The organism is Streptomyces sp. GbtcB7, from assembly GCF_019091445.1.
GTDB lineage: Bacteria > Actinomycetota > Actinomycetes > Streptomycetales > Streptomycetaceae > Streptomyces > Streptomyces mirabilis.
In genome coordinates this window covers 141,536-161,553 of record NZ_JAGXJM010000018.1, presented here as the reverse complement: position 1 = coordinate 161,553, position 20,018 = coordinate 141,536, and the positions used below count along the sequence as shown (strand labels likewise).

The window sequence follows — 20,018 nt, the reverse complement described above, 5'->3', positions numbered from 1 at the left end:
GCCTCCGAGGCCGCGCTCGAAGTGGTGGACGACCGCGGACCGACGGGCGCGCGGTCGTCCACGTGGGGTTCACCACCTGACGCCCGCGCCGCCGCCGTCCCGCCACGCCTCAGCAGATCCTCGGCAGCTGTTCCCCGATCGGCAGGTCGACCACCCGGGTGCCGCCCAGCCCGGTGCGGGCCACCACCATGCCCGGATGGGCGTCCACGACCTCGCCGATGATCCTGGACTCCGTGCCCAGCGGGTGCGCCCGCATGGCGTCCAGGACGGCGTCGGCGTGCTCGCGGGGCACGAACGCCACCAGCTTGCCCTCGTTGGCCACGTACATCGGGTCGAGACCCAGCACGGCGCAGGCGTTGGCGACGGCCGGCGGGACCGGGACGTCACGCTCCCGGATGACGACGCCGGTGCCCGAGGCCGACGCGATCTCGTTCAGGGCTGCGGCCAGCCCACCCCGGGTGGGATCGCGCAGCACATGCAGATCCGGGGTGACGGCGAGCATGGCGTCGACCAGACCGCCGAGCGCCGCACAGTCGCTCTCGATCTCCACCCCGAACTCCAGGCCCTCACGCACACTCATGATCGCCACGCCGTGCACGCCGATCGCACCGCTGACCATCACGACATCGCCGGGCACGACCCGCTGCGGGCGCAGGTCGACACCCGCCGGGATGAGCCCGATACCGGCCGTGTTGATGAAGATCCCGTCGCCGTGACCGGCCTCCACCACCTTGGTGTCGCCGGTCGCGACCTCGACGCCCGCGGTCCGCGCCGCCGTGCCGAGTGCCTCGGCCACGCGGGCGACGGTCTCCATCTCGACGCCCTCCTCCAGGATGAAGCCGCAGGAGAGGTAGGCGGCCCGGGCGCCGCTCATGGCGAGGTCGTTGACGGTGCCGTTGACGGCGAGGTCACCGATGCTGCCGCCGGGGAAGAACAGTGGCCGCACCACGAAGGAGTCGGTGGAGAAGGCCATCCGGACACCGCCCAGCGACAGTGCCGCGGCGTCGCCCAGCTGGGCGAGCACGTCACCGCCGAACGCGGGCGCGAAGACGTGCTGGACGAGTTCGGCGGACAGGGCTCCGCCTCCCCCGTGACCCATGACGATCCGCGGCTGGTCGCGCAACGGGGCCGGGCAGGTCCAGGCGGCGGGGTCGAGTACGGGCGTACGGAGTTCGGTGGTGCCGGTGGTCTCAGACAACGGGGGTCGCCTCCCGGGGCGCGGGGGTGAGGTCCAGGCGCCGGTAGAGGTAGTACGCGGCGCAGGCGCCCTCGCTGGAGACCATGGTGGCGCCGAGCGGGGTGCGGGGGGTGCAGAGCGTGCCGAACGCCTCGCACTCGTGCGGCTTGAGCAGGCCCTGCAGGACCTCGCCGCTGCGGCAGGCGGCCGGTTCGCGGGTCTGGATGCCGTCGACCGAGAAACGGTACTCGGCGTCGTACTCCCGGTACTTCGGGGACAGCCGCCAGCCGCTGTCGGGGATCACCCCGATGCCGCGCCAGGCCCGGTCGGTGACCTCGAAGACATCCTCCAGCATGGCCCGCGCCGCCGGGTTCCCTTCCGGACGGACGGCACGGGGGTAGGCGTTGTCGACGGTGTGTTCGCCGCGCTCCAGCTGCGCCACGGTCCGGCGTACGCCTTCGAGGATGTCCAGGGGTTCGAATCCGGTCACGACGATCGGTACCCGGAAGCGCTCCGCCAGTTCCGGGTACTCCCCCACCCCCATCACGCTGCACACGTGCCCGGCCGCCAGGAAGCCCTGGACGCGGCAGGTCGGTGACTGCATGATCGCCTCGATGGCGGGCGGTACGCGGACGTGGGACACCAGCAGGCTGAAGTTCGGAATTCCGAGCTTGCGGGCCTGATACACCGTCATCGCGTTGGGCGGCGCGGTCGTCTCGAAGCCGATGCCGAAGAAGACGACCTCGCGGTCGGGGTTCTGCTGGGCGATCCGCAGGGCGTCGAGCGGCGAGTACACGACCCGTACGTCGCCGCCCGCGCCCCGCACCTGGAACAGGTCCCGTCCCGTGCCGGGCACCCGGAGCATGTCGCCGAAGGAACAGAAGATCACTCCGGGCCGGGAGGCGATCTCCAGCGCCTTGTCGATGACCTCCAACGGGGTCACACACACGGGACACCCCGGCCCGTGGATCAACTCGACCTGGTCCGGAAGGAGTTGGTCGATGCCGTGGCGGATGATGGTGTGCGTCTGTCCGCCGCAGACCTCCATCAGCGCCCATGGCCTGGTCACCGTGGAGTGGATGTCGTCGAGCAGCCGACGTGCCAGGTCGGGGTCCTGGAACTCGTCGATGTACTTCACTTCCGCGCCTCCTCTCCCGCGGACGGCAGGGCCTCGCCCGCCTCCGCGGCCATCTCCCACGGGTCGCCGAACTCCTCCTGCAGCAGGCCGAGGGTGGCGAACAGTTCGAGCGTCTGCTTCGCCGACTCCTCGTCGAGGCGCTGCAGGGCGAATCCGACGTGCACGATGGCGTACTCGCCGACCTGGAGGTCGGGCAGGTACTCCAGGCACACCTCCTTGACCACACCGCCGAAGTCGACGTTGGCCATCCGGGTGCCGTCCCGTTCCTCGATGTCCAGCACTCTGCCGGGTACCGCCAGGCACATGAGCCTCTCCTCGCTGTTGGTCAGTCGTTGGCTCGGGTACGGTCCTCGGCGCGCGCGGCCACCACGATCTGCCCGAGGGCCAGACCGCCGTCGCCCGGCGGGACCAGGCGGTGGCGCAGGACCGTGAAACCGTCCGCGCCCAGGGCCGCCGCGCAGGCGGAGGACAGCAGCGAGTTGGCGAACACCCCACCGGTCAGGGCCACCGTCTCCACCGCGTGCCGTTCACGCGCCAGCACACAGACGCGGTGCACGAGACCGGCGACGGCCCGATGGAAGCGCGCCGCGACGACCGCCGGTCCGGCCCCCGACCGCAGGTCCTCGACGATCGCCGCGAGCACGGGTGCGGGATCCGCGAGGACGGGGCCCTCATCCACACCGCCGCGTGAACCCTGCGCGGGGCGGACGCCGCCGTCCGGCCCCGGGCCGGTGGCCGCCGGTGACGCACGGTCGGTCAGCCCTGCCGGTCGTAGGGCGAACGCATACGCGACGGGGTCCCCGGCGGGCGCCTCCAGCGCTGCGGCCTCCAGCTCCATCGCCGCCTGGGCCTCGTAGCCGGACTCGTGGCAGACGCCCGCGAGGGAGGACACGGCGTCGAAGAGGCGGCCCATGCTGGAGGTGGGGACACAGTTCAGGTCGCGCTCCAACTGCCGCTCCAGCACACGCCGTTCGTCGGGCGGACAGGCGCTCACACAGGCCAGCTCGTCCGACCAGTCGATCCCCGCCGCGCGCAGATGCGCGAGCGCCATCCGGTACGGTCGTCGCACCGCCGCGTCACCGCCGGGCAGCGGCACATAGGCGAGGTGCCCGAACCGGGTGAAGCCGTCGTAGTCGGCGAGCAGGATCTCCCCGCCCCAGACCGCCCCGTCGTCCCCGTAGCCCGTGCCGTCGAAGGCGACCCCGATCACCGGCCGGCCGCCGTCCAGCCCGTGTTCGGCCATCGCGGCGGCGACATGGGCGTGGTGGTGCTGGACGCGTACGACGGGCCGGCCCGACGCGTTCCGGTCGGCCCAGCGCGCCGAACGGTATGCGGGGTGCCGGTCGGCCGCGAGCAGTTCGGGGCGTACGGGGGTGATGGACTCCAGTTGGGCCACGGCGCGTTCGAAGGCGTGCTGGGTGGCGAGGTCGTCCATGTCGCCGATGTGGGCGGACAGCCAGGCCCGGCGGCCCTCGCCGAGGCAGAGCACGTTCTTGAGGTCCCCGCCGACGGCGAGGGCCGGGCGCACCGGGACCGGCAGGGTCAGCGGCAGGGGCGCGTAGCCGCGGGCGCGGCGCAGCGGCAACACCACGCCGTCGCACACGCGCACCACGGAGTCGTCGCACGGCACATGGATCGGCCGGTCGTGGGTGAGCCAGCCGTCGGCCAGCCGCGCCAGCCGCTGCAGCGCCTCCCCGTCGTCGGTGACGATCGGCTCACCGGACACGTTGCCGCTGGTCATGACGAGCAGCGGGGGTCCCTCGGGGTCGCCGGGCAGTCCGAACAGCAGGTGGTGCAGGGGGGTGTACGGCAGCATGACGCCGAGGTCGGGGCTGCCGGGCGCGACGGAGTCGGCGGGCCGTGGTGCCCCCGCCACGGGTACCTCCCTACGGCGGCGCAGCAGCACGATGGGCCGGGTGGCGCCGTCGAGCAGGCTCCGCTCCTCGGCGCAGATCCGTACGAGGTGCCAGAGGTCGTCGAGGCTCCGGGCCATGACGGCGAAGGGTTTGTCCCCTCGGGCCTTGCGGCGGCGCAGCAGGGCGACGGCTTCGGGGTTCGTGGCGTCGCAGGCCAGGTGGTAGCCGCCGAGGCCCTTGACCGCGAGGATCGCGCCGTCCGCCAGGAGCCGGCGGGCCTCGGCGACCGGGTCCGCTCCGGCGACGGGCTCCGGAGGGCCGCTCACGCCCGGTCGGGGGACGAGCAGCCGCAGTCGGGGGCCGCAGGCCGGGCAGGCGACGGGTTGCGCGTGGAAGCGGCGGTCGGCCGGATCGGCGTACTCGTGGGCGCAGTCGGAGCACATCGGGAAGCCGGCCATGGTGGTGTGGGAGCGGTCGTAGGGCAGGCCGGTGACGATGGTGAACCGGGGGCCGCAGTGCGTGCAGTTGATGAAGGGGTGGCGGTGGCGCCGGTCGGCGGGGTCGGCGAGTTCGCGCAGGCAGTCGGCGCAGGTGGCCGTGTCCGGCGGGATCAGGGTGCCCGCCGGGCCGCCCGTGCGGGAGGCGAGGATGGTGAACGCGGCGTCACCGGTGAGGGGTACGTCGTCGTGGTGCACGGAGTCCACGCGGGCCAGCGGCGGTGCCTGGACGGCGATACGGTCGCAGAACCGGGCGACGGCCGAGGGGGCGCCCTCGACCTCCGCGATGACGCCCTCGGGGGTGTTGGTGACATGGCCGGACAGTTCGAGGCCGGTGGCGAGGGTGTAGACGTACGGGCGGAAGCCGACGCCCTGCACCACACCCCGTACGGTGACCCGTCGGCGCAGCGGTGTCCCGTCGGCGACGGCGGCCGGGGAGGGCGGACCGCTCACGAGTGGGAGTGCGCCATGGCGCCGGTGCCGTGCGGGTGCTCGTGGCCGTGATGTTGGTGAGTGTGTGAGGCGCCGTCGGGTCGGCGTGCCATGACGGGCTCATGGAGCGGGACGCCGTCCGCGGCCGCCAGGGCCCGGTCGAGCAGGGCGCCGACGCCCCGGTCCCGGCGGGCCGAGGTCAGCAGCACGTCCACTCCGGGGTTGACCCGCTCGACGTTCGCGAGGAACGCCGCCTCGTCGAACTCGACGGCCTCGGCGATGTCGGTCTTGGTGACCACCACCAGGTGGGCGAGGCCGAAGGCGGTGGGGTACTTGAGCGGCTTGTCCTCGCCCTCGGTCACGGAGGCGAGCACCACTCTCAGGGTCTCCCCGAGGTCGTAGGAGGCCGGACAGACGAGGTTGCCGACGTTCTCGACGAACAGCAGCCGGGTGTCGTCGGGCAGCCAGCCCTCCAGGTGGCGGCCGAGCATCCCGGCCTCCAGGTGGCACAGCCCGTCCGTGAGGACCTGCTTGACCGGGACGCCCGAGCGGGCCAGCCGCTCCGCGTCGTTCTCGGTGGCGAGGTCGGCGGTGAGCGCCGCGACCGGCACGGACCGCTCGCGCGCGAGTCCCAGTTCCCTTTCCAGCAGGGCGGTCTTGCCGCTGCCGGGGCTGGAGAGCAGGTTGACGACCGTGGTCCCGCGGGCCGCGAGGCCGGCGCGCAGGGTGTGCGCGGTCTCGTCGTTCTTGGCCAGGACGGCTTGCTGCAGGTCGACCACACGGCACATGGTTCAGCGCTCCTCGGAGATCGGTTCGCGGGGGTGTGCGTGCGTCGGGCCGTCCTCCCACTGCACGCTGAGGATCTGGAGTTCCCGGCCCGCCAGTAGCTCCGTGGTGGCTCCGCCGCACCGCGGGCAGGTCAGCGTGGGCGGCATGCCGACGGCCCATTCGTGCGCGCAGGGTGCGCAGCGGGCCCGTCCCGGCACGGCTTCGGTGACCAGTTCGGCGCCTTCCAGCACGGTTCCGGCGCAGGCCAGTTCGAAGCAGAAGGAGAGGGCGTCGGGTACGACACCGGCCAACTCGCCCACCTGAAGCCGCACCGAGCGCACGACCGTGACGTCACCGGCCCGCTGCGCCGCCTCTTCCACCTGGCCGATCACCGCCATCGCGAGGGACATCTCGTGCATCGATCGGTCTCCGTCTCGGGCAGGGCGTCCGCCGCCCCTCATTAGAGGGGAGGCGTCCGAGGGCGGCGGACCGGCACGCCGTCGCCGGCCGGCCGCGTACGCCGTTCGCCGCAACGACACGGCGCAGCGCGGCGGAGAACGGCAGAGGGCGTACGAGCGGGCGGTGTCGGCTCACATGCTCCGGATCCGCAGGTAGCGTCTGAGGTCGGGCAGGATCTGCACGAGAACGGCGGCGAAAGCGGCGGCCAGCGCGCCGCCGACGAGGGTCTTGATCATGGCTTCTCTCCTCACTTCGCGGCTTCGCCGACCGTGGCCCGCGGCGCGGACTCTCCCGGTTCGTCGGCCCGCAGCAACTCTTCGATCAGCCGGACGGCCTCCGGCACGGCGGCCGACACCGGCGGGCTGAGCCCGATGCCCTCCTCGACGGAGGCGGGTTCGCATCCCACGACCAGCGTGCGGCGCGGCGGCTGCCCGCCGGTTCCGGCGCAGAGGGTCCCCAGCAGTGCGAGCACCGTGTCGGGGGTCATCCGGTGGCCGTCGAGCGGGACGCCATGCGGCTCGCCCGCGTCGGCGCTGTCGTGTTCGATGACGTACAGGGTGCCGGGGCGCTCGCCGCGCGCGGTGGCGTCCACCAGGATCAGGGTGTCGTAGCCGTCGAGGACCTGGTACGCGAGGTGCACGCCCCGTACGCCGATGTCCACGGCCTCGACGTGCGGGGGCAGTTGCCGCCCGGTGAGCGCGCGCACGGTTTCCACGCCGAAGCCGTCGTCCCCGAGGAAGATGTTCCCGATCCCGGCGACGAGGACCTTGCCGCTCTCCTGACGGGGTGGGTCCGGGGCCAGGCTCATGCCTCGTCCTCCAGTGGTTCGACCTCGTCGGGCTGGAAGTAGAGGAAGCGGCCCTGTTCGCGGCGGATGTCGGCGCCCGGATCGTCCTCGACCGTCACCGCCAGGTGCACTCCGCCGTCCACGTCGTGCAGCACGGCCTCGACCTTCGCCGTACGGCCCGCCAGGAACAGGTCCTGTGCGTCGGTGCGGCGCAGCCCGGGCCGCAGCAGCACCCTGCTTCCCGCGCCAAGCGAACGGCCGTCGACGACGATCCGGTCCTGCCCCGGGTCGAAGCCGGCGTCGCTCGCCGGGTCCCACCACGGGGTGTCGGGACGCGGCACGCCGAACTCGTCGGGGAAGCCGTCCGCGGCCGGAGCGGACGCCGTTCTCGTGCCGTCGCCCGCTCCGGTCACCTCGCGCAGACTGCGCACCGCCCCGTGCAGGCGCTCCAGGACCTCGGGCGGCATGGTGTCCGCCAGGTCGATCACGGCGGCCGCCCGGTCGTCGGTGCCCCGGGCCTCGCGCTTCTCCTCGTCGGTGAGCGCGGCGGTGCGCAGGGCGAGGATCTCGTCGATCTCGGTGGCGTCGTACAAGGCCCCGGGGCTCTCCGGGGCGATCGCCGGGTGGTCCTCCAGGATGATCGGCGAGGACAGCACCACGTCCGCGCGCCCGGGTTCGCCGGCGAGGACCGGCCAGGTGTGCAGATTGCGGCAGGACGCGACCGCGCCCTTCGCCCACTCGGGGGGATCCGTCATCGACAGGAACGACCCCGCGCCGAGCGCCATGAGGAGGTGGGTGGCGACCAGGGAGCGCGGGAGGGCCGCGTCCCGGCCGGCCGCGGTGCCGTCCGGGGGTGTCCAGGTGCTGGCGTTCTCGACGATCGCGGTCAGCCGCAGCACGCGGTAGGGCCCGTCGAGTTCGCTCGCGGACAACCGGAGTACGCCGCTCGTCTCCTCGTAGCGGCGGACCATCCGGCCGACGACGTGCCCGCTCTCGTCGAGGACGGGCTCGGTGTCCTCGCCCGCGGGGCGGTCGAAGGGGACCCTCACTCCGTCGCCCAGGAGTTCGTCGACGGGCACGACCGCCTCGACGCGCTCCTCCGTTCCCTCGTCCCAGGGGACCAGCGTCCGGTCGCCGAGCCGGAGTTCGGGAACCGTCTCGAAGCCGCCGTCCGGGCGCGCCTGCTGGACCGTGCGGCGCCGGGCGCGCAGGAAACGCAGCTCGACCGCGAGGATGGCGTCCGCCTTGGGTTCCATCAGGCATTCGGTGTGCTGGAATTCGTGCTCCTCGCAGTCGGCGCCCCAGGCGGGCGGGACGAGCACGCCGAACTGCCAGCGCAGCCGGTTCTTGGCCGCGGAGGCACGGTACGGGTAGAGCACATAGCCCTCGAAGAGGACGGCGTCGGCCACCTGCCGGGCGACGGCGAGGCGGGCCTCGGTCTCCGGGGCGAACGTGGTCACGCTCACGGAGCGGTCCTTCCGGTGGTGCTGGTGATGCCGGTGAGACTGAATCTTCGGGGTGGTGCGGGAGCCGCTCCGCCGCTCTCGTCGAGCAGGGCCCGCACGGTCGCCTCCCAGGAGGGCAGGGCCCGTCGGGAGCGGAAGGCGAGCAGGGCGTCCATCGTGTCGCGGGGCAGCCGGATCCAGCCGCAGCCGGGGAAGTGCTGTTCGACCATCTCCCGCCAGGTGGCCACCGGCATCCGGAAGACCGCCTCCCGGTCCCACGGGACGGGTTCGACGCGGAAGCCGCCCGCTCCGGTGAACGCCGTGCCGGAGAACAGCATCAGCAGCGGCACCTCACCGGTGGTCAGGGCGTCGAAGTAGCGGGTCGCGGCGATGTCCATGTCGTAGGTGCACGGCACGACGAGGTCCGTCTCGGTCTCCCCGGTGAAGGCGGGGACCATGACGGAGACCTGGGCGAACTGCACCGGCTGGAGGGTGCTGCCCCAGCGCGAGCGCTCGCCGAAGAGGTCGGCGAGCCCCTCGGCCTCCGCGGTCTCGTAGCCGCGCTTGGCGGGCTCGATGCGGATCTGGCAGCGCAGCGCCATGGCGTGGACCGGTTCGTCTCCGGTCGCGGTGATGCGCAGCCGGAAGACCAGGGTCGGTCCGGCGGCGAACCGGTCCGCGCGCACGCCGGTACAGGTGAAGGCGAACTCCGTCACGCCGAGCCCTCCTCGCGTACGGGGCGGGCGCGTCTCCCGACGTGTTCGAAGAAGGTGTCGAGGGCGGCGCGGGCCTCGGCGCCGCCGTCGAAGCCCTGCCACAACAGGCGCATCCGGCCGACCAGTTCGTAGCAGATGTCGACGGGCACGAGATAGCACTCGCAGCGGCCCTCGTGGCGGCGCAGCAGCAGCGCCTCCACATCGGGTTCGAGCAGTTCGGCGAGGCGGCTGTCGCCGAGGACGGCGCTCCACGTCGCCGGATCGAGCTCGCTCTCGGTGGCCCCGGCCGGGCTCGGATAGAGGGCCACCAGCCGGTCGAGCGCGGCGTTGCGGAAGAAGAAGGCGACGCCGACCGGGATCTGCAGCGCCTCCCAGGCACCCTCGTCGAGGTGGTGGTCCGGGTCGGTGAGAAAGCGGTCCGGAACCGCGCGGAATCGGCCGCGTGCGGCGCCCGGTTGTTCCATCAGCAGGGCGCAGGGCGTACAGGCGCAGACGATGGCCCGCTGCTCGATGTCCACCAGGTGACGGTGGCGCGCCTCGTCCACCGCCACCGCGCACAGTCCGCACCGCTCCGGCCGGGGTTCACGTCCGGTCAGGAACCTACGCAGCCCGGAGTCGCGCGTGGCCGGTCGGGGAGCCAGGGGCGCGTTCATGGGGCCTTCGCGGGAGCCGGGGCGGCAGTGGTGGCGGCGCGGGTCCCGGGGCCGGTGCCGATCTGGAGCAGCGTGGGCTCCCCCGAGCGGCCGGCGGCCTGTACCTCGACCGCCGTGACCTCCGGCGCGAAGCAGGCCAGCGCGTCCTCGGCCGCCTGCTGGGCTGTCGTACCGCTCGCCGCGCAGCCGCATCCGCCGCCTCCGGCCGCCCGCAGCCGCAGGGTGCCCGTCTCCTCGTCGAAGTCCACGACGTCCAGTTCGTGGTCGCGGACGCTGTCGAGCGCGCGGGTGATGCGGGTCGTCCGGTCCTCGGGGTGCAGGTCGTGCAGGACGAGGAGGCTCGCGACCAGTTCGTCGCCGAGCAGGGCCGCCAGGGGATCACCGGGGGTTCTGCGGCCCACGGGCGTGGACAGCAGGTGGAGCATGCGGGCCAGGCCCGCACCGTAGAAGTCCATGAGGGCCTGGACGAGTTCCTCGGCCGCCGCGCGGGCGGCCGGGTCACCGGTGGTGGCGAGCCGGTCGAGTACGTCCTCGATCCGCTGCCCGGTGCGCACCGCGTCGACCGCCGGTGCCGCCTTGGTCGTGTCGATGGTCGTGCCCGCGCTCATCCGCCCAGTCCGCTCAGGCCGGTGGGCATGTGCATCTTCTGGACGGTCTTGCCGCCACCGACGTACATGTGCACGCCGCACGGCAGACAGGGGTCGAAGCTGCGGACGGCACGCATGATGTCGATGCCCTTGAAGTTCTCCGGGGAGTTCTCCTCGAAGATGGGCGTGTTCTGCACGGCGTCCTCGTACGGGCCGGGCGTGCCGTAGGTGTCCCGGGTGCTGGCGTTCCACGGGGTCGGCGGGTACGGGTGGTAGTTGGCGATCTTGCCGTCGCGGATCACCATGTGGTGGGAGAGCACACCGCGGACCGCCTCGGTGAAGCCGACGCCGATGCTCTCGTCGGGCACCTCGAACTTCTCCCAGGTCTGGGTGCGTCCGGCGCGGACCTCCTCCAGCGCCTTCTCCGCGAAGTGCAGGGCGACGGCGGCGGTGTAGGCCTGGAAGTAGGTGCGCGCGCGGTTGCGTTCCAGCGCGTTGCTCCAGCGCGGGATCTTCCACTCGAAGGTGGTCTCGGGCTTGGTCATGGTGCGCGGCAGGTTGATGACCACGCTGTGGCCGGTCGCCTTCACATAGCCCGTGTCGACGAGGCCGGACAGGGCGGTGGACCACAGGCGGGCGATGGGGCCGCCGCCGGTGTCGAGGGCGAGGTGGTCCTTGCCGTCGAACCAGCGGGGCGACATGACCCAGCTGTACTTGTCGTCGAAGTTCCGCTTCTGCGGGGCGGGGATGGTGTGCTGGTTCCACGGGTGGCGCGGGTCGACCGGGTTGCCGAGCGGGTCGTGGGTGACGAACTGCTCCTGGCCCTCCCAGTCCTCGTAGTACGAACTGCCCAGCAGGATGCGGATACCGAGGTTGATCTTGGTGAGGTCGTTGGTGACGAGCTTGCCGTCGACGATCACGCCGGGGGTGACGAACATCCGCCGGCCCCAGTCCGTCATGTTGGCGTAGGTGAAGTCACAGTACTCGGGGTCGTTGAGCGCGCCCCAGCAGCCGAGCAGCACCCGTCGGCGTCCCACTTCCTCGTACCCGGGCAGGGCCTCGTAGAAGAAGTCGAACAGGTCGTCGTGGAGGGGGACGACCCGCTTCATGAACTCCACGTAGCGCATCAGACGGCTGAGGTAGTCCGTGAAGAGCTGGACCGAGGCGATGGTGCCGACGCCGCCCGGGTAGAGCGTGGAGGGGTGCACATGGCGGCCCTCCATGAGGCAGAACATCTCCCGGGTGTAGCGGCTCACCTGGAGCGCCTCGCGGTAGAACTCGCCTTCGAGGGGGTTGAGGGACCGCATGATGTCGGCGATCGTGCGGTAGCCGTGCTCGGCGGCGTGCGGCGCCTCGGTGCGCTCGGCGAGTTCGAGGACGCCCGGGTTGGTCTCCTTGACCATCTTCTCGCAGTAGTCGACCCCGACCAGGTTCTCCTGGAAGATGTTGTGGTCGAACATGTACTCCGCGGACTCGCCGAGGTTGATGATCCACTCACCGAGGTGCGGGGGCTTCACGCCGTACGCCATGTTCTGCGTGTAGACGGAACAGGTGGCGTGGTTGTCGCCGCAGATGCCGCAGATGCGGCTGGTGATGAAGTGCGCGTCGCGGGGGTCCTTGCCGCGCATGAAGACGCTGTAGCCGCGGAAGACGGACGAGGTGCTGTAGCACTCCGCGACCCGCTTCTGCTTGAAGTCGATCTTCGTGTGGATCCCCAGGCTGCCCACGATCCTCGTGATCGGGTCCCAGGCCATCTCCATCAGGCCGCTACCGTCGCCGGCCGCCTTCGTCTTCGGTGCCATCGTGTGTGTCGTGCCCTTCTTCGCGGGTGGTCCGGGAGGGTGTAGACGGGGTGGTGGAGCTGCGTCTCAGGTGGGGCGGGGGTTCACCACGGCGGCCGGTATCCGGTGGTGATCTTGTCTCCCGTGTGGCGCCACTTCGGCTCCTTGTCCACGGTGTTGATCGTGAGCGACCTGAGCCTGCGGACCACCGCGCCGTAGGCGCCGCTGGCCTTGGAGGACAACTTCGCGCCCGGAGGTTCGTCCATGAACGGCATGAACTTGTCGGGGAACCCGGGCATCGTGCAGGCGATGCAGATACCGCCGACGTTCGGACAGCCGCCGATGCCGTTCATCCAGCCACGCTTGGGCACGTTGCACTTGACGACCGGGCCCCAACAACCGAGCTTCACCAAGCACTTGGGCGAGTCGTAGGTCGTCGCGAACTCACCCTGCTCGTAGTAGCCCGCGCGGTCGCAGCCCTCGTGCACGGTGGCGCCGAACAGCCAGGACGGGCGCAGCTTGTCGTCGAGCGGGATCATCGGGGCGGAGCCGGCCGCCTGGTAGAGCAGGTACGTCAGCGTCTCGGCGAAGTTGTCGGGCTGGATGGGGCAGCCGGGGACGCACACGATGGGGATGCCCGCGTGCGACTTCCAGTCCCAGCCGAGGTAGTCGGGCACGCCCATCGCGCCGGTCGGGTTGCCCGCCATGGCGTGGATGCCGCCGTACGTGGCACAGGTGCCGATGGCGACGACGGCGAGCGCCTTGGGCGCGAGCCGGTCGATCCACTCGCTGGTCGTCATCGGCTGGCCGGTCTCGGGGTTGTCGCCGAAGCCGCACCAGTAGCCCTCGGGCTTGATCGACTCGTTGGGGACGGATCCCTCGACGACCAGCACGAACGGATCGATCTCGCCCCGCTCCCCCTTGAAGAACCACTCGATGAACGTGTCCGCGCCGCCGACCGGACCGCATTCGAAGTCGATGAGGGGCCAGTGGACGGCGATCTTGGGCAGACCCGGCAGATCGCTGAGCGCGATCTGTTCGATGCTCGGCTGCATGGCCGCCGTCAGCGCGACGGAGTCGCCGTCGCAGCTCAGCCCGGCGTTGATCCAGAGGATGTGGATCGTGGGCGTCTCGTCGGCGGGCGCACCACCGGCGTTCGTCGCGCCGGCCGTACTGGGTGTCGCCGCTGTCATGGGACCGCCTCCTCGGGGAGGTGAGGGACAAAAGCTTATATTTCGACCATCAGCTCTCTTCGTACCAGCCATCCGGCCGACGCGAGAGGTCATCCAGGGCCGTTCCAGTGACACGCGCCCGCGTGGACCGGTCCGCTCCCGCCGCCGTCCTCGTGGCCGTGGTCGCCATGAGGCCGAGGTGCGGCGGGGTGGACTGCGGTCGTCGCTTGTGGACGAACGCGCGGCGCAGTGCGTGGTAAGGGGCGTCCGGGTCGTCGAAGGTGCGGCGCATCCTGGTCAGCTCCCGCTCCCTGAAGGCGGCCAGGGGCTCGCCGCACTCCTGACGTTCCAGTTCGGCCTTCTTCGCGGCGATCCGGGACGGTGATCCCGGCAGCGCCGCCAGCCGGGCCGCGAGGCGGCCGACCTCCGCGGCGAAGTCCCCGGGGCCGCAGTCGACCACCCGGTCGACGAGCCCGAGGTCGCGGGCGCTCGCCGCGCTCATCGGCAGGGCCTCGCCCAGCAGCCGGTCGGCCGTCGCCGCACCCACACGGCGCGGCAGTGTGTACGTCCAGTACTCCGAGCCATACAGACCCATGAGCCGGTAGTGCGGGTTGAGTACGGCGCCCGCGCGGCACCAGACCTCGTCGGCGGCGAGGGCGAGCATCATTCCGCCCGCCGCGGCGTTGCCCGCGACGGCGGAGACCACGAGCCGGTCCGTGGTGGTCAGGACCGCCTCGACGAGGTCGTCGATGGCGTTGATGTTGGCCCAGGACTCGGCGGCGGGGTCCTCGGCGGCCTCGATGACGTTGAGGTGGATTCCGTTGGAGAAGAAGTCCCGCTGCCCGCCCAGCACCAGCACCGAGGTGGGCCGCGCGCACGCCTGCCGGTAGGCGTCGAGCAGGCGTCGGCACTGCGTGGTGCTCATCGCGCCGCCGGGGAACGAGAACGAGAGGACTCCGACGCTCCCCTCCTCCCGGTACCCGATGTCCGTCCAGGTGCGCGGGCGCGGGTCCGCGCAGTCCGGTGCGGCGAGCTCCGGCAGGGACGGCAGGCGGTCGCCGAGGGCCTGTGCGGCGGGCAGTTTGTACGTGGGCGGCTGTCCCGGAGCGCGCCTGCGCCGCAGCTCGGGGATCCACACGGCGCCGTCCGTCGTGGCCCGGCAGATCGCGCCCGCCCGGGTGGCCAGCAACTCCCCCGGGGCACCGCGCAGGCCGCCCTCGGGGTGGCCGCCGTGCAGGTACCACTCGGCGCCGCACAGCACGTCCAGCACGCCGGGCTGCGAGTCCGCCGCGCGCAGCTTGCGCAGGACGGTCTCCGTGGAGTCGGCGTCCCAGTCGATCCGCCGGACGCTCTGGTCGAGGTACGGGCGGATGCGCACCGGGGTGTACTCGGCGTGGGCCGGGCCCTGTGGGCGTGGGGTGTGGGTCCCGGAGGCGAAGCGTTCCACGGCGAGCAGGACGGCCGTGAGCGCGGCGTCGGCGATCTCGCCCCGGTACAGGTCGCTCTTGCCCACCGGCGGGACCACGCAGTCGACGGTCGCCCACACGTCCCCGGCGTCCATCTCCTCGACGGCCTGAAGGACCGTCACCCCCCATCGGTCGGCGCCCCGCTGGATCGCCCAGTCCAGCGAGGACGGCCCCCGGTCCCCGAAGGGCCCCGGGTGGACGATGAAGCACGGGTACGCGGCCCACACCTCGCGGGGGATCGCCGTCTTCAGCATCGGCGCGAGCACGAGGTCCGGCGCGTGCCGTCGGACGGCCTCGGCCAACGGGCGCTCGGGCAGCGCGAGTTCCACCGCGACCGTGTGCCCGTGGTCGCGCAGTTCGACGTGGACGCGCTGGGTGAGGCTGTTGAAGGCGCTGGCCACGAGCAGGATGTGCACGGCGGGCTCCGGCGGCGGACGGTGCGGGCGGCGACGCCCCGGTCGACTGCGATGCTCGGACACGCCGAACCGCCGGGCCCCGACGACAGGCTGAGGGGTCACCCGAAAGCGGACGCCTACCCGCCACCCGGCGGCCCGGTCCTGATCCGAACGACCGGCCCTGGGGCCTGTCCGGCGGATCAGGTCGGAGGGAAGTAGCGGCGCCTCATAAGCGCAGGTGAGCGGGGTCTGGTGCGTCCAGCTGCAAGGCGGAGGAGGGCGTCGACGCGATGGGGGTCCCCCCTGCTCGAAGAGCTTGGGGGAGGGCGTGCCAGACCCCGCGTCTCCGGCATGATCCGCCGGACAGGCCCCAAGTGCGGTACGTCGCCTCGTCGAAGTCGGCCGGCAGCCCGCCCCCGGTCAGGTCCCAGGCCCAGAACCCGACGAACGCGCCGGTGAACCCGAGGGCGCGGATCCGGTCGCCCTCCGTTTCCTCGGCGTGTTCGCGGTCACCCGGCGTGCCACCAGGCTGGGGGCGATGAGGCTCTGCGGGGAGCGGCCGCCACGCAGCCGCAGGTGGGAGGCGCGGTCGGTCAGCGACAGCCAGTCGGGGGCCGGGGCCGGCGCAGTGGGACCACTGGGGTCCCAGCACCGGCCGGTCGAAGCCGTCGGAATCCGCCGGGTCACCCACGTCGTCGTGGTCGTCCGGGCGCGGGTCTGTGCCGTCGACAAGCGGGGCGGGGGCCGGTATCTCCAGGGCGGGCAGGCCGCCGGGGGCGCGCGGCCATCCGTCCGGGGTCCAGGTGACGGGTGCCAGCGCGGTCTCGCGGCCCAGGACGCACGGTCCGTGCCGTGTGTACGGCCGTGCGACGAGGTAGGCGAGGTACGACAGGCCGCCGGGAGTGTCCACCAGGCTGCCGTGCCCGGCCTTCTGGAGGGGCAGGTCCGGGTGGTGGCGGGCGGTGATCAGGGGGCCGGCGGGGTCGCGTTCGTAGGGGCCGGTCAGGGTGCGCGAGCGGGCGACGGTGACCTGGTGGTCGTAGCCCGTGCCGCCGTCCGCGGTCAGCAGGTAGTACCAGGGGCCGCGGCGGTAGAGGTTGGGGCCCTCGATCCAGCCGGCCCCGGGCGGCAGCACGACGGGTTCGGGCTCGCCGACCAGGCGGCGCGTGGCCCGGTCGTAGCGGGTCGCCTCCAGGCCGGCCGAGCCGCCGTGGCCCGGACGCCAGTCGTGGACCAGGTTCACCAGCCGGCTGTCGGCGCCGTCGTGGAAGAGGGAGGCGTCGAAACCGCGCGCGTGCAGCGGCACCGGGTCGGACCAGGGCCCGTCGATCGACTCCGCGGTGACCAGGTGGTTGGGGCTGTCGGTGAAGCCGCCCGCTTACGTCGACACATTGCTGTAGACGAGGTGGAACAAGCCGTCGGCGTGGCTCAGGTTCGGCGCCCACACTCCGCCGGAGTCGGGACACCCGGTCAGGTCCAGCAAGCGGGTGCTGTCCAGGGCGCCGCCCAGGGGCCCCCAGTGCACGAGGTCCCTGGAATGGTGCAGCCGTACCCCCGGACACCACTCGAACGTCGAGGTCGCCAGGTAGAAATCGGCTCCCACGCGGAGGATGGACGGGTCCGGATGCGAGCCGGCCAGGACCGGGTTCCGGACGACCTGCGCGGTCCGCTGCCGCATACGTCTCCTTCGACGGGCGATGATCGAGAGCGGGTGACCGAAGAGGACCGTAGTGTCGAACACGTTCGCAGGCAACGGTGGTCCCGCCGCCGACAGCCCGTACACACCGAAGGGATCGGAATCGATGAACGACGTCACGACCGAGAGCCAGGTCCGCTCGCTCAAGGAGGCCGTCGGGCGGTACGGCATCTGGAGCGGGGGCCTGCGCTCGGAGGATCCGCAGGGGCGTGGCGAGCGCGCCGAGGCCGCCGCCGAGCTGGAGCAACTCGGCTTCGGCGCGGCCTGGTTGGGCGGCAGCGGCACCGCGCGGAACGCGGCGCCGCTCCTCGCGGCGACCAAGCGGCTCATCGTGGGGACCAGCATCCAGAGCATCTGGACACAGGACGCCTTCGCGAGCGCGGCGGGCTTCGCGGAGCTGGAGACGGCCCACCTCGGCCGCTTCGTGCTCGGCCTCGGGGTGAGCCACGCCAAGATGGCGGACCAGTACCGTCGCCCCTACGCGAGCATGGTCGCGTATCTGGACGAGCTGGACGCGAAGGGAGTGCCCGCGGGACGCCGGATGCTCGCCGCGCTCGGCCCGAAGATGCTGGAGCTCTCACGTGACCGCGCCGCCGGGGCGCTCCCCTACCTCGTGACGCCGGAGCACACCGCGCAGGCCCGCGAGATCCTGGGCGAAGTCCCGCTGCTGGCACCGGAGTTCAAGGTCGTCCTGGAGACGGACCCGGACCGCGCCCGCACGCTCGCCCGGGGCGTCCTCGCCTTCTATCTGTCGCTGCCGAACTACACCAACAGCTTTCTGCGGCTGGGCTTCGCCGAGTCCGACTTCGCGGACGGCGGCAGCGACCGCCTCGTGGACGCGATGTTCGCCTGGGGCGACGAGGACCGTATCCGCGCCCGTGTCGAGGCCTTCCACGCGGCGGGCGCCGACCATGTGGCGCTCCAGGTGGTGACCGGACAGACCCCCGACTCCCTCCCGCGCGAGGAGTGGCGCCGACTGGCGGGCATCCTGCTCTGACTCTCCCCCGCGCTTCCAGGTCCTCGCTGGTCCCCTCCGTGGTGACTCACATGGTGTAACGCGCTACACCATCGATCCGGGGGACCGGTCCCTCGTGGCGGCGGGCGGGCGACGGGATCGTTGACGGCAGAGATCGCAACGGACCTGCGCGTCCCCTGCCGAAGGAAAATCCCGTGAAGTCACTGCTCGCCGCCGTGCGGTCGTTCGTCGCCAACCTGCTGCTCTGGTCGTTCTTCGTGGGCGGTCTCGCCGCGAGCTCCACCTCCGGCGCCGTCCTCGACGGCACGCAGAAGGACGTGGCCACGTACGCCGGTATCGCCGTGTCACTGGTGGCCGGCTCGCGCATCGCGAAGAAGCCGAAGATCAAGGCGTTCCTGTCGACGCCGCCGGTGCTGTGGTTCCTGTTCCTGTTCAACGGCGCCGTGGCCGCGGTCTGCTACTTCACCATGGACGGTGTGAAGGGGATCATGGCCGCCGTCGGCATGGGTCTGGTCTCGCTGGGCGCCGCCGGCGGCCTCGTCGCAGGCCGCCGGAAGAAGCCGATCCAGGCGGTCGACCAGCCCTGGTACTGACCGGCCGGCCCACCCCGCTTCCGCTGCCCCCCTCGCCCAGTCACGCCCGAATTCCTCTGAAGGGACCCTCCCATGGCCGCCGACCGCCGACGTGGACGCCGCGTCGCCACCCTCGCCACCACCCTGGCCGCCGTCGCCCTGACCGCCGGGCTCGCCACCGGCTGCGACGGCGTCGACAACTCAGTCGACAACTCACTGGACTGCCTGCAGAACGCCGACACGATCGCCGACAGCCTCAAGGCCATCAACGAGGCCGGCCTGGACGCGGCGAAGGATCCCACCCAGACCGACAAGTCCATCGAGACCATCAACAAGAACCTCGACAGGATCGGCGACAAGACGGGCGACGGCAAGGTCGACAAGGCGGTCGACAAGCTCAACAAGGCCGTCGCCGACTACAACAGAGCCATCCTGAACGGCGACACGAACCCGGACTCCAGCAAGATCAATGACGCGGCCGGCGAGCTGAAGAACGTCTGCACGTCGTAACGTCAGGTGCGGCGTGCGGCCCACACCCTGCGCTCGGTGCGCACACTCAGGTCGAAGCGGCGCAGGATGCTGTGCGGGCTGCCGGTGTCGAGCAACCGGTCGAGAGCGGAGAGGTCCTCGGCCGTCAGGGCGGACGCGACGCTGCCGCGCATGCGGCGCAGACCGCTGAGTGCGTAGCGGCCTGCCGCGTCGGTGCGGGGCGGCCCGATGTCGACGGTGACGGTGCGCTCGCCTTCGACGGTGAAGCCGGCCTTTGTCAGCTTGGTTCCCCAGTCGGCTCCGCGGTGGGGGACCTGCTCGGCGTGATGGTGGTCGAGTGCGGCATGGCAGCGCTCCTCCAGACCGGGAGCGTCCTCCGGGGCGTCTTCGGGCAGGAACCGGGGGAAGCCGGCCAGTTCGACGACGGCGAGCAGCCCGCCCGGTGCCAGCAGGTCGTGGACCTGGCGCAGGGTGCGGTCGGGGTCGGGCATGTGGTGCATGGAGGCCGACGCCCAGACCAACTCCGGCCTGCCGAGTTCGGGCCACGCCGTCGCGTCGAGGTCGGCCCGCACGATGCGCACGCGGTCGGCCACACCGACTGCGGCTGCTTTCTCCCGCAGACGGTGCAGGTGGGCGGCCGACAGGTCGACAGCCGTCAACTCCGCCTCGGGAAAGCGCTCGAGCAGAGCGAGGGTGCCGGCTCCGGTCCCACAGCCCAGATCCACGATGCGGCGGGGGCTGGTCCCGATGGGCAGCCAGTCGGTGATGGACGCGATGTGTTCGGCGAGCACTTCCTCGTCCAGGTCGAGGATCTCCACCTGGTCGCCTGCGTGGTGCTCGTGCTCGTGAACATGGTGCCCGCCTTGGGGCGCTGTGTGCGGGGAGGGGTGGTTCATGCGCCCACGCTAAGCGGGCCCTCCGCGGGTGACCTGGCGGGTTGCTGAATGCGCAAGACG

At 71.9% G+C, this 20,018-nt stretch carries 19 protein-coding genes and 1 pseudogene; 3 read left to right on the top strand and 17 right to left on the bottom strand.

The annotated features are described in order from the left end of the window. Positions 1-109: 109 nt before the first annotated feature. The 16 genes and pseudogenes from hypE to KVT44_RS58390 all read right to left on the bottom strand — a co-directional run. Entirely contained in the window at positions 110-1,198 is a 1,089-nt protein-coding gene (gene hypE / locus KVT44_RS28225) for a hydrogenase expression/formation protein HypE (protein ID WP_302832110.1), read from the bottom strand. Further along, a complete protein-coding gene (gene hypD / locus KVT44_RS28220; RefSeq protein WP_099919156.1) occupies positions 1,191-2,315 on the bottom strand; it encodes a hydrogenase formation protein HypD in 1,125 nt (374 codons plus the stop codon). Before hypD ends, hypE begins: the two co-directional genes overlap by 8 nt. Beyond that, complete coding sequence (locus KVT44_RS28215; RefSeq protein WP_054232499.1) at positions 2,312-2,620, bottom strand: HypC/HybG/HupF family hydrogenase formation chaperone; 309 nt, start codon at positions 2,618-2,620, stop codon at positions 2,312-2,314. Before KVT44_RS28215 ends, hypD begins: the two co-directional genes overlap by 4 nt. A 20-nt stretch (positions 2,621-2,640) precedes the next feature. Beyond that, complete coding sequence (gene hypF, locus KVT44_RS28210; RefSeq protein WP_217569605.1) at positions 2,641-5,121, bottom strand: carbamoyltransferase HypF; 2,481 nt, start codon at positions 5,119-5,121, stop codon at positions 2,641-2,643. Beyond that, positions 5,118-5,888, bottom strand: coding sequence for a hydrogenase nickel incorporation protein HypB (gene hypB, locus KVT44_RS28205; protein WP_217569603.1), 771 nt, complete (start codon positions 5,886-5,888; stop codon positions 5,118-5,120). The genes hypF and hypB overlap by 4 nt, the downstream gene beginning before the upstream one ends. A gap of 3 nt (positions 5,889-5,891) precedes the next feature. After that, on the bottom strand, positions 5,892-6,287 hold the full coding sequence (gene hypA / locus KVT44_RS28200) for a hydrogenase maturation nickel metallochaperone HypA (protein ID WP_217569601.1): 396 nt from the start codon (positions 6,285-6,287) through the stop codon (positions 5,892-5,894). A 287-nt stretch (positions 6,288-6,574) separates the two neighbouring features. After that, positions 6,575-7,135 carry a hydrogenase maturation protease gene (locus tag KVT44_RS28195; RefSeq protein ID WP_217569599.1) on the bottom strand — a complete coding sequence of 187 codons (561 nt, stop codon included), beginning with the start codon at positions 7,133-7,135 and terminating at the stop codon, positions 6,575-6,577. Continuing rightward, complete coding sequence (locus KVT44_RS28190; protein ID WP_217569597.1) at positions 7,132-8,580, bottom strand: hypothetical protein; 1,449 nt, start codon at positions 8,578-8,580, stop codon at positions 7,132-7,134. Before KVT44_RS28190 ends, KVT44_RS28195 begins: the two co-directional genes overlap by 4 nt. Further along, positions 8,577-9,275 (bottom strand): DUF6084 family protein, encoded by a 699-nt coding sequence (locus KVT44_RS28185; RefSeq protein ID WP_217569594.1) that lies wholly within the window; start codon positions 9,273-9,275, stop codon positions 8,577-8,579. Before KVT44_RS28185 ends, KVT44_RS28190 begins: the two co-directional genes overlap by 4 nt. Further along, a complete protein-coding gene (locus KVT44_RS28180) occupies positions 9,272-9,928 on the bottom strand; it encodes a DUF5947 family protein (RefSeq protein WP_217569592.1) in 657 nt (218 codons plus the stop codon). Before KVT44_RS28180 ends, KVT44_RS28185 begins: the two co-directional genes overlap by 4 nt. After that, on the bottom strand, positions 9,925-10,536 hold the full coding sequence (locus tag KVT44_RS28175; protein WP_217569590.1) for a hypothetical protein: 612 nt from the start codon (positions 10,534-10,536) through the stop codon (positions 9,925-9,927). The genes KVT44_RS28180 and KVT44_RS28175 overlap by 4 nt, the downstream gene beginning before the upstream one ends. Continuing rightward, positions 10,533-12,317: a nickel-dependent hydrogenase large subunit gene (locus KVT44_RS28170; RefSeq protein ID WP_099919165.1), complete on the bottom strand. Its 1,785-nt coding sequence runs from the start codon at positions 12,315-12,317 to the stop codon at positions 10,533-10,535. Before KVT44_RS28170 ends, KVT44_RS28175 begins: the two co-directional genes overlap by 4 nt. Before the next feature lie 83 nt (positions 12,318-12,400). Further along, positions 12,401-13,489 carry a hydrogenase expression protein HypE gene (locus KVT44_RS28165; RefSeq protein ID WP_190170991.1) on the bottom strand — a complete coding sequence of 363 codons (1,089 nt, stop codon included), beginning with the start codon at positions 13,487-13,489 and terminating at the stop codon, positions 12,401-12,403. Between the two features lie 49 nt (positions 13,490-13,538). Continuing rightward, positions 13,539-15,350, bottom strand: a complete 1,812-nt coding sequence (locus KVT44_RS28160) for an enoyl-CoA hydratase-related protein (protein ID WP_217569588.1) — start codon at positions 15,348-15,350, stop codon at positions 13,539-13,541. A gap of 399 nt (positions 15,351-15,749) precedes the next feature. Then, positions 15,750-16,016 (bottom strand): hypothetical protein, encoded by a 267-nt coding sequence (locus tag KVT44_RS58395; RefSeq protein WP_308314134.1) that lies wholly within the window; start codon positions 16,014-16,016, stop codon positions 15,750-15,752. A 154-nt stretch (positions 16,017-16,170) separates the two neighbouring features. Next, positions 16,171-17,007: pseudogene (locus tag KVT44_RS58390) on the bottom strand (family 43 glycosylhydrolase); the annotation flags it as partial. A gap of 124 nt (positions 17,008-17,131) precedes the next feature. Between KVT44_RS58390 and KVT44_RS28150 the strand changes: the two are divergent. From KVT44_RS28150 to KVT44_RS28140, 3 genes are all read left to right on the top strand, one after another. After that, on the top strand, positions 17,132-18,022 hold the full coding sequence (locus tag KVT44_RS28150; protein ID WP_217569586.1) for an LLM class F420-dependent oxidoreductase: 891 nt from the start codon (positions 17,132-17,134) through the stop codon (positions 18,020-18,022). A gap of 173 nt (positions 18,023-18,195) precedes the next feature. Next, positions 18,196-18,594 carry a hypothetical protein gene (locus KVT44_RS28145; RefSeq protein ID WP_217569584.1) on the top strand — a complete coding sequence of 133 codons (399 nt, stop codon included), beginning with the start codon at positions 18,196-18,198 and terminating at the stop codon, positions 18,592-18,594. A gap of 72 nt (positions 18,595-18,666) precedes the next feature. Next, complete coding sequence (locus KVT44_RS28140; RefSeq protein ID WP_217569582.1) at positions 18,667-19,083, top strand: hypothetical protein; 417 nt, start codon at positions 18,667-18,669, stop codon at positions 19,081-19,083. A 2-nt stretch (positions 19,084-19,085) separates the two neighbouring features. On the opposite strand, the gene KVT44_RS28135 is transcribed toward KVT44_RS28140, so the two are convergent. Next, on the bottom strand, positions 19,086-19,958 hold the full coding sequence (locus KVT44_RS28135; protein WP_217569580.1) for a trans-aconitate 2-methyltransferase: 873 nt from the start codon (positions 19,956-19,958) through the stop codon (positions 19,086-19,088). Between the last annotated feature and the right edge of the window lie 60 nt (positions 19,959-20,018).

What these genes read in the sequence shown, in the direction of transcription:
- KVT44_RS28215 (WP_054232499.1), bottom strand. Translation starts at nt 2,620, where the DNA reads ATGTGCCTGGCGGTACCCGGCAGAGTGCTGGACATCGAGGAACGGGAC.
- hypB (WP_217569603.1), bottom strand. Translation starts at nt 5,888, where the DNA reads ATGTGCCGTGTGGTCGACCTGCAGCAAGCCGTCCTGGCCAAGAACGAC.
- hypA (WP_217569601.1), bottom strand. Translation starts at nt 6,287, where the DNA reads ATGCACGAGATGTCCCTCGCGATGGCGGTGATCGGCCAGGTGGAAGAG.
- KVT44_RS28195 (WP_217569599.1), bottom strand. Translation starts at nt 7,135, where the DNA reads ATGAGCCTGGCCCCGGACCCACCCCGTCAGGAGAGCGGCAAGGTCCTC.
- KVT44_RS28180 (WP_217569592.1), bottom strand. Translation starts at nt 9,928, where the DNA reads ATGAACGCGCCCCTGGCTCCCCGACCGGCCACGCGCGACTCCGGGCTG.
- KVT44_RS28175 (WP_217569590.1), bottom strand. Translation starts at nt 10,536, where the DNA reads ATGAGCGCGGGCACGACCATCGACACGACCAAGGCGGCACCGGCGGTC.
- KVT44_RS28170 (WP_099919165.1), bottom strand. Translation starts at nt 12,317, where the DNA reads ATGGCACCGAAGACGAAGGCGGCCGGCGACGGTAGCGGCCTGATGGAG.
- KVT44_RS28165 (WP_190170991.1), bottom strand. Translation starts at nt 13,489, where the DNA reads ATGACAGCGGCGACACCCAGTACGGCCGGCGCGACGAACGCCGGTGGT.
- KVT44_RS28150 (WP_217569586.1), top strand. Translation starts at nt 17,132, where the DNA reads ATGAACGACGTCACGACCGAGAGCCAGGTCCGCTCGCTCAAGGAGGCC.
- KVT44_RS28140 (WP_217569582.1), top strand. Translation starts at nt 18,667, where the DNA reads ATGGCCGCCGACCGCCGACGTGGACGCCGCGTCGCCACCCTCGCCACC.
- KVT44_RS28135 (WP_217569580.1), bottom strand. Translation starts at nt 19,958, where the DNA reads ATGAACCACCCCTCCCCGCACACAGCGCCCCAAGGCGGGCACCATGTT.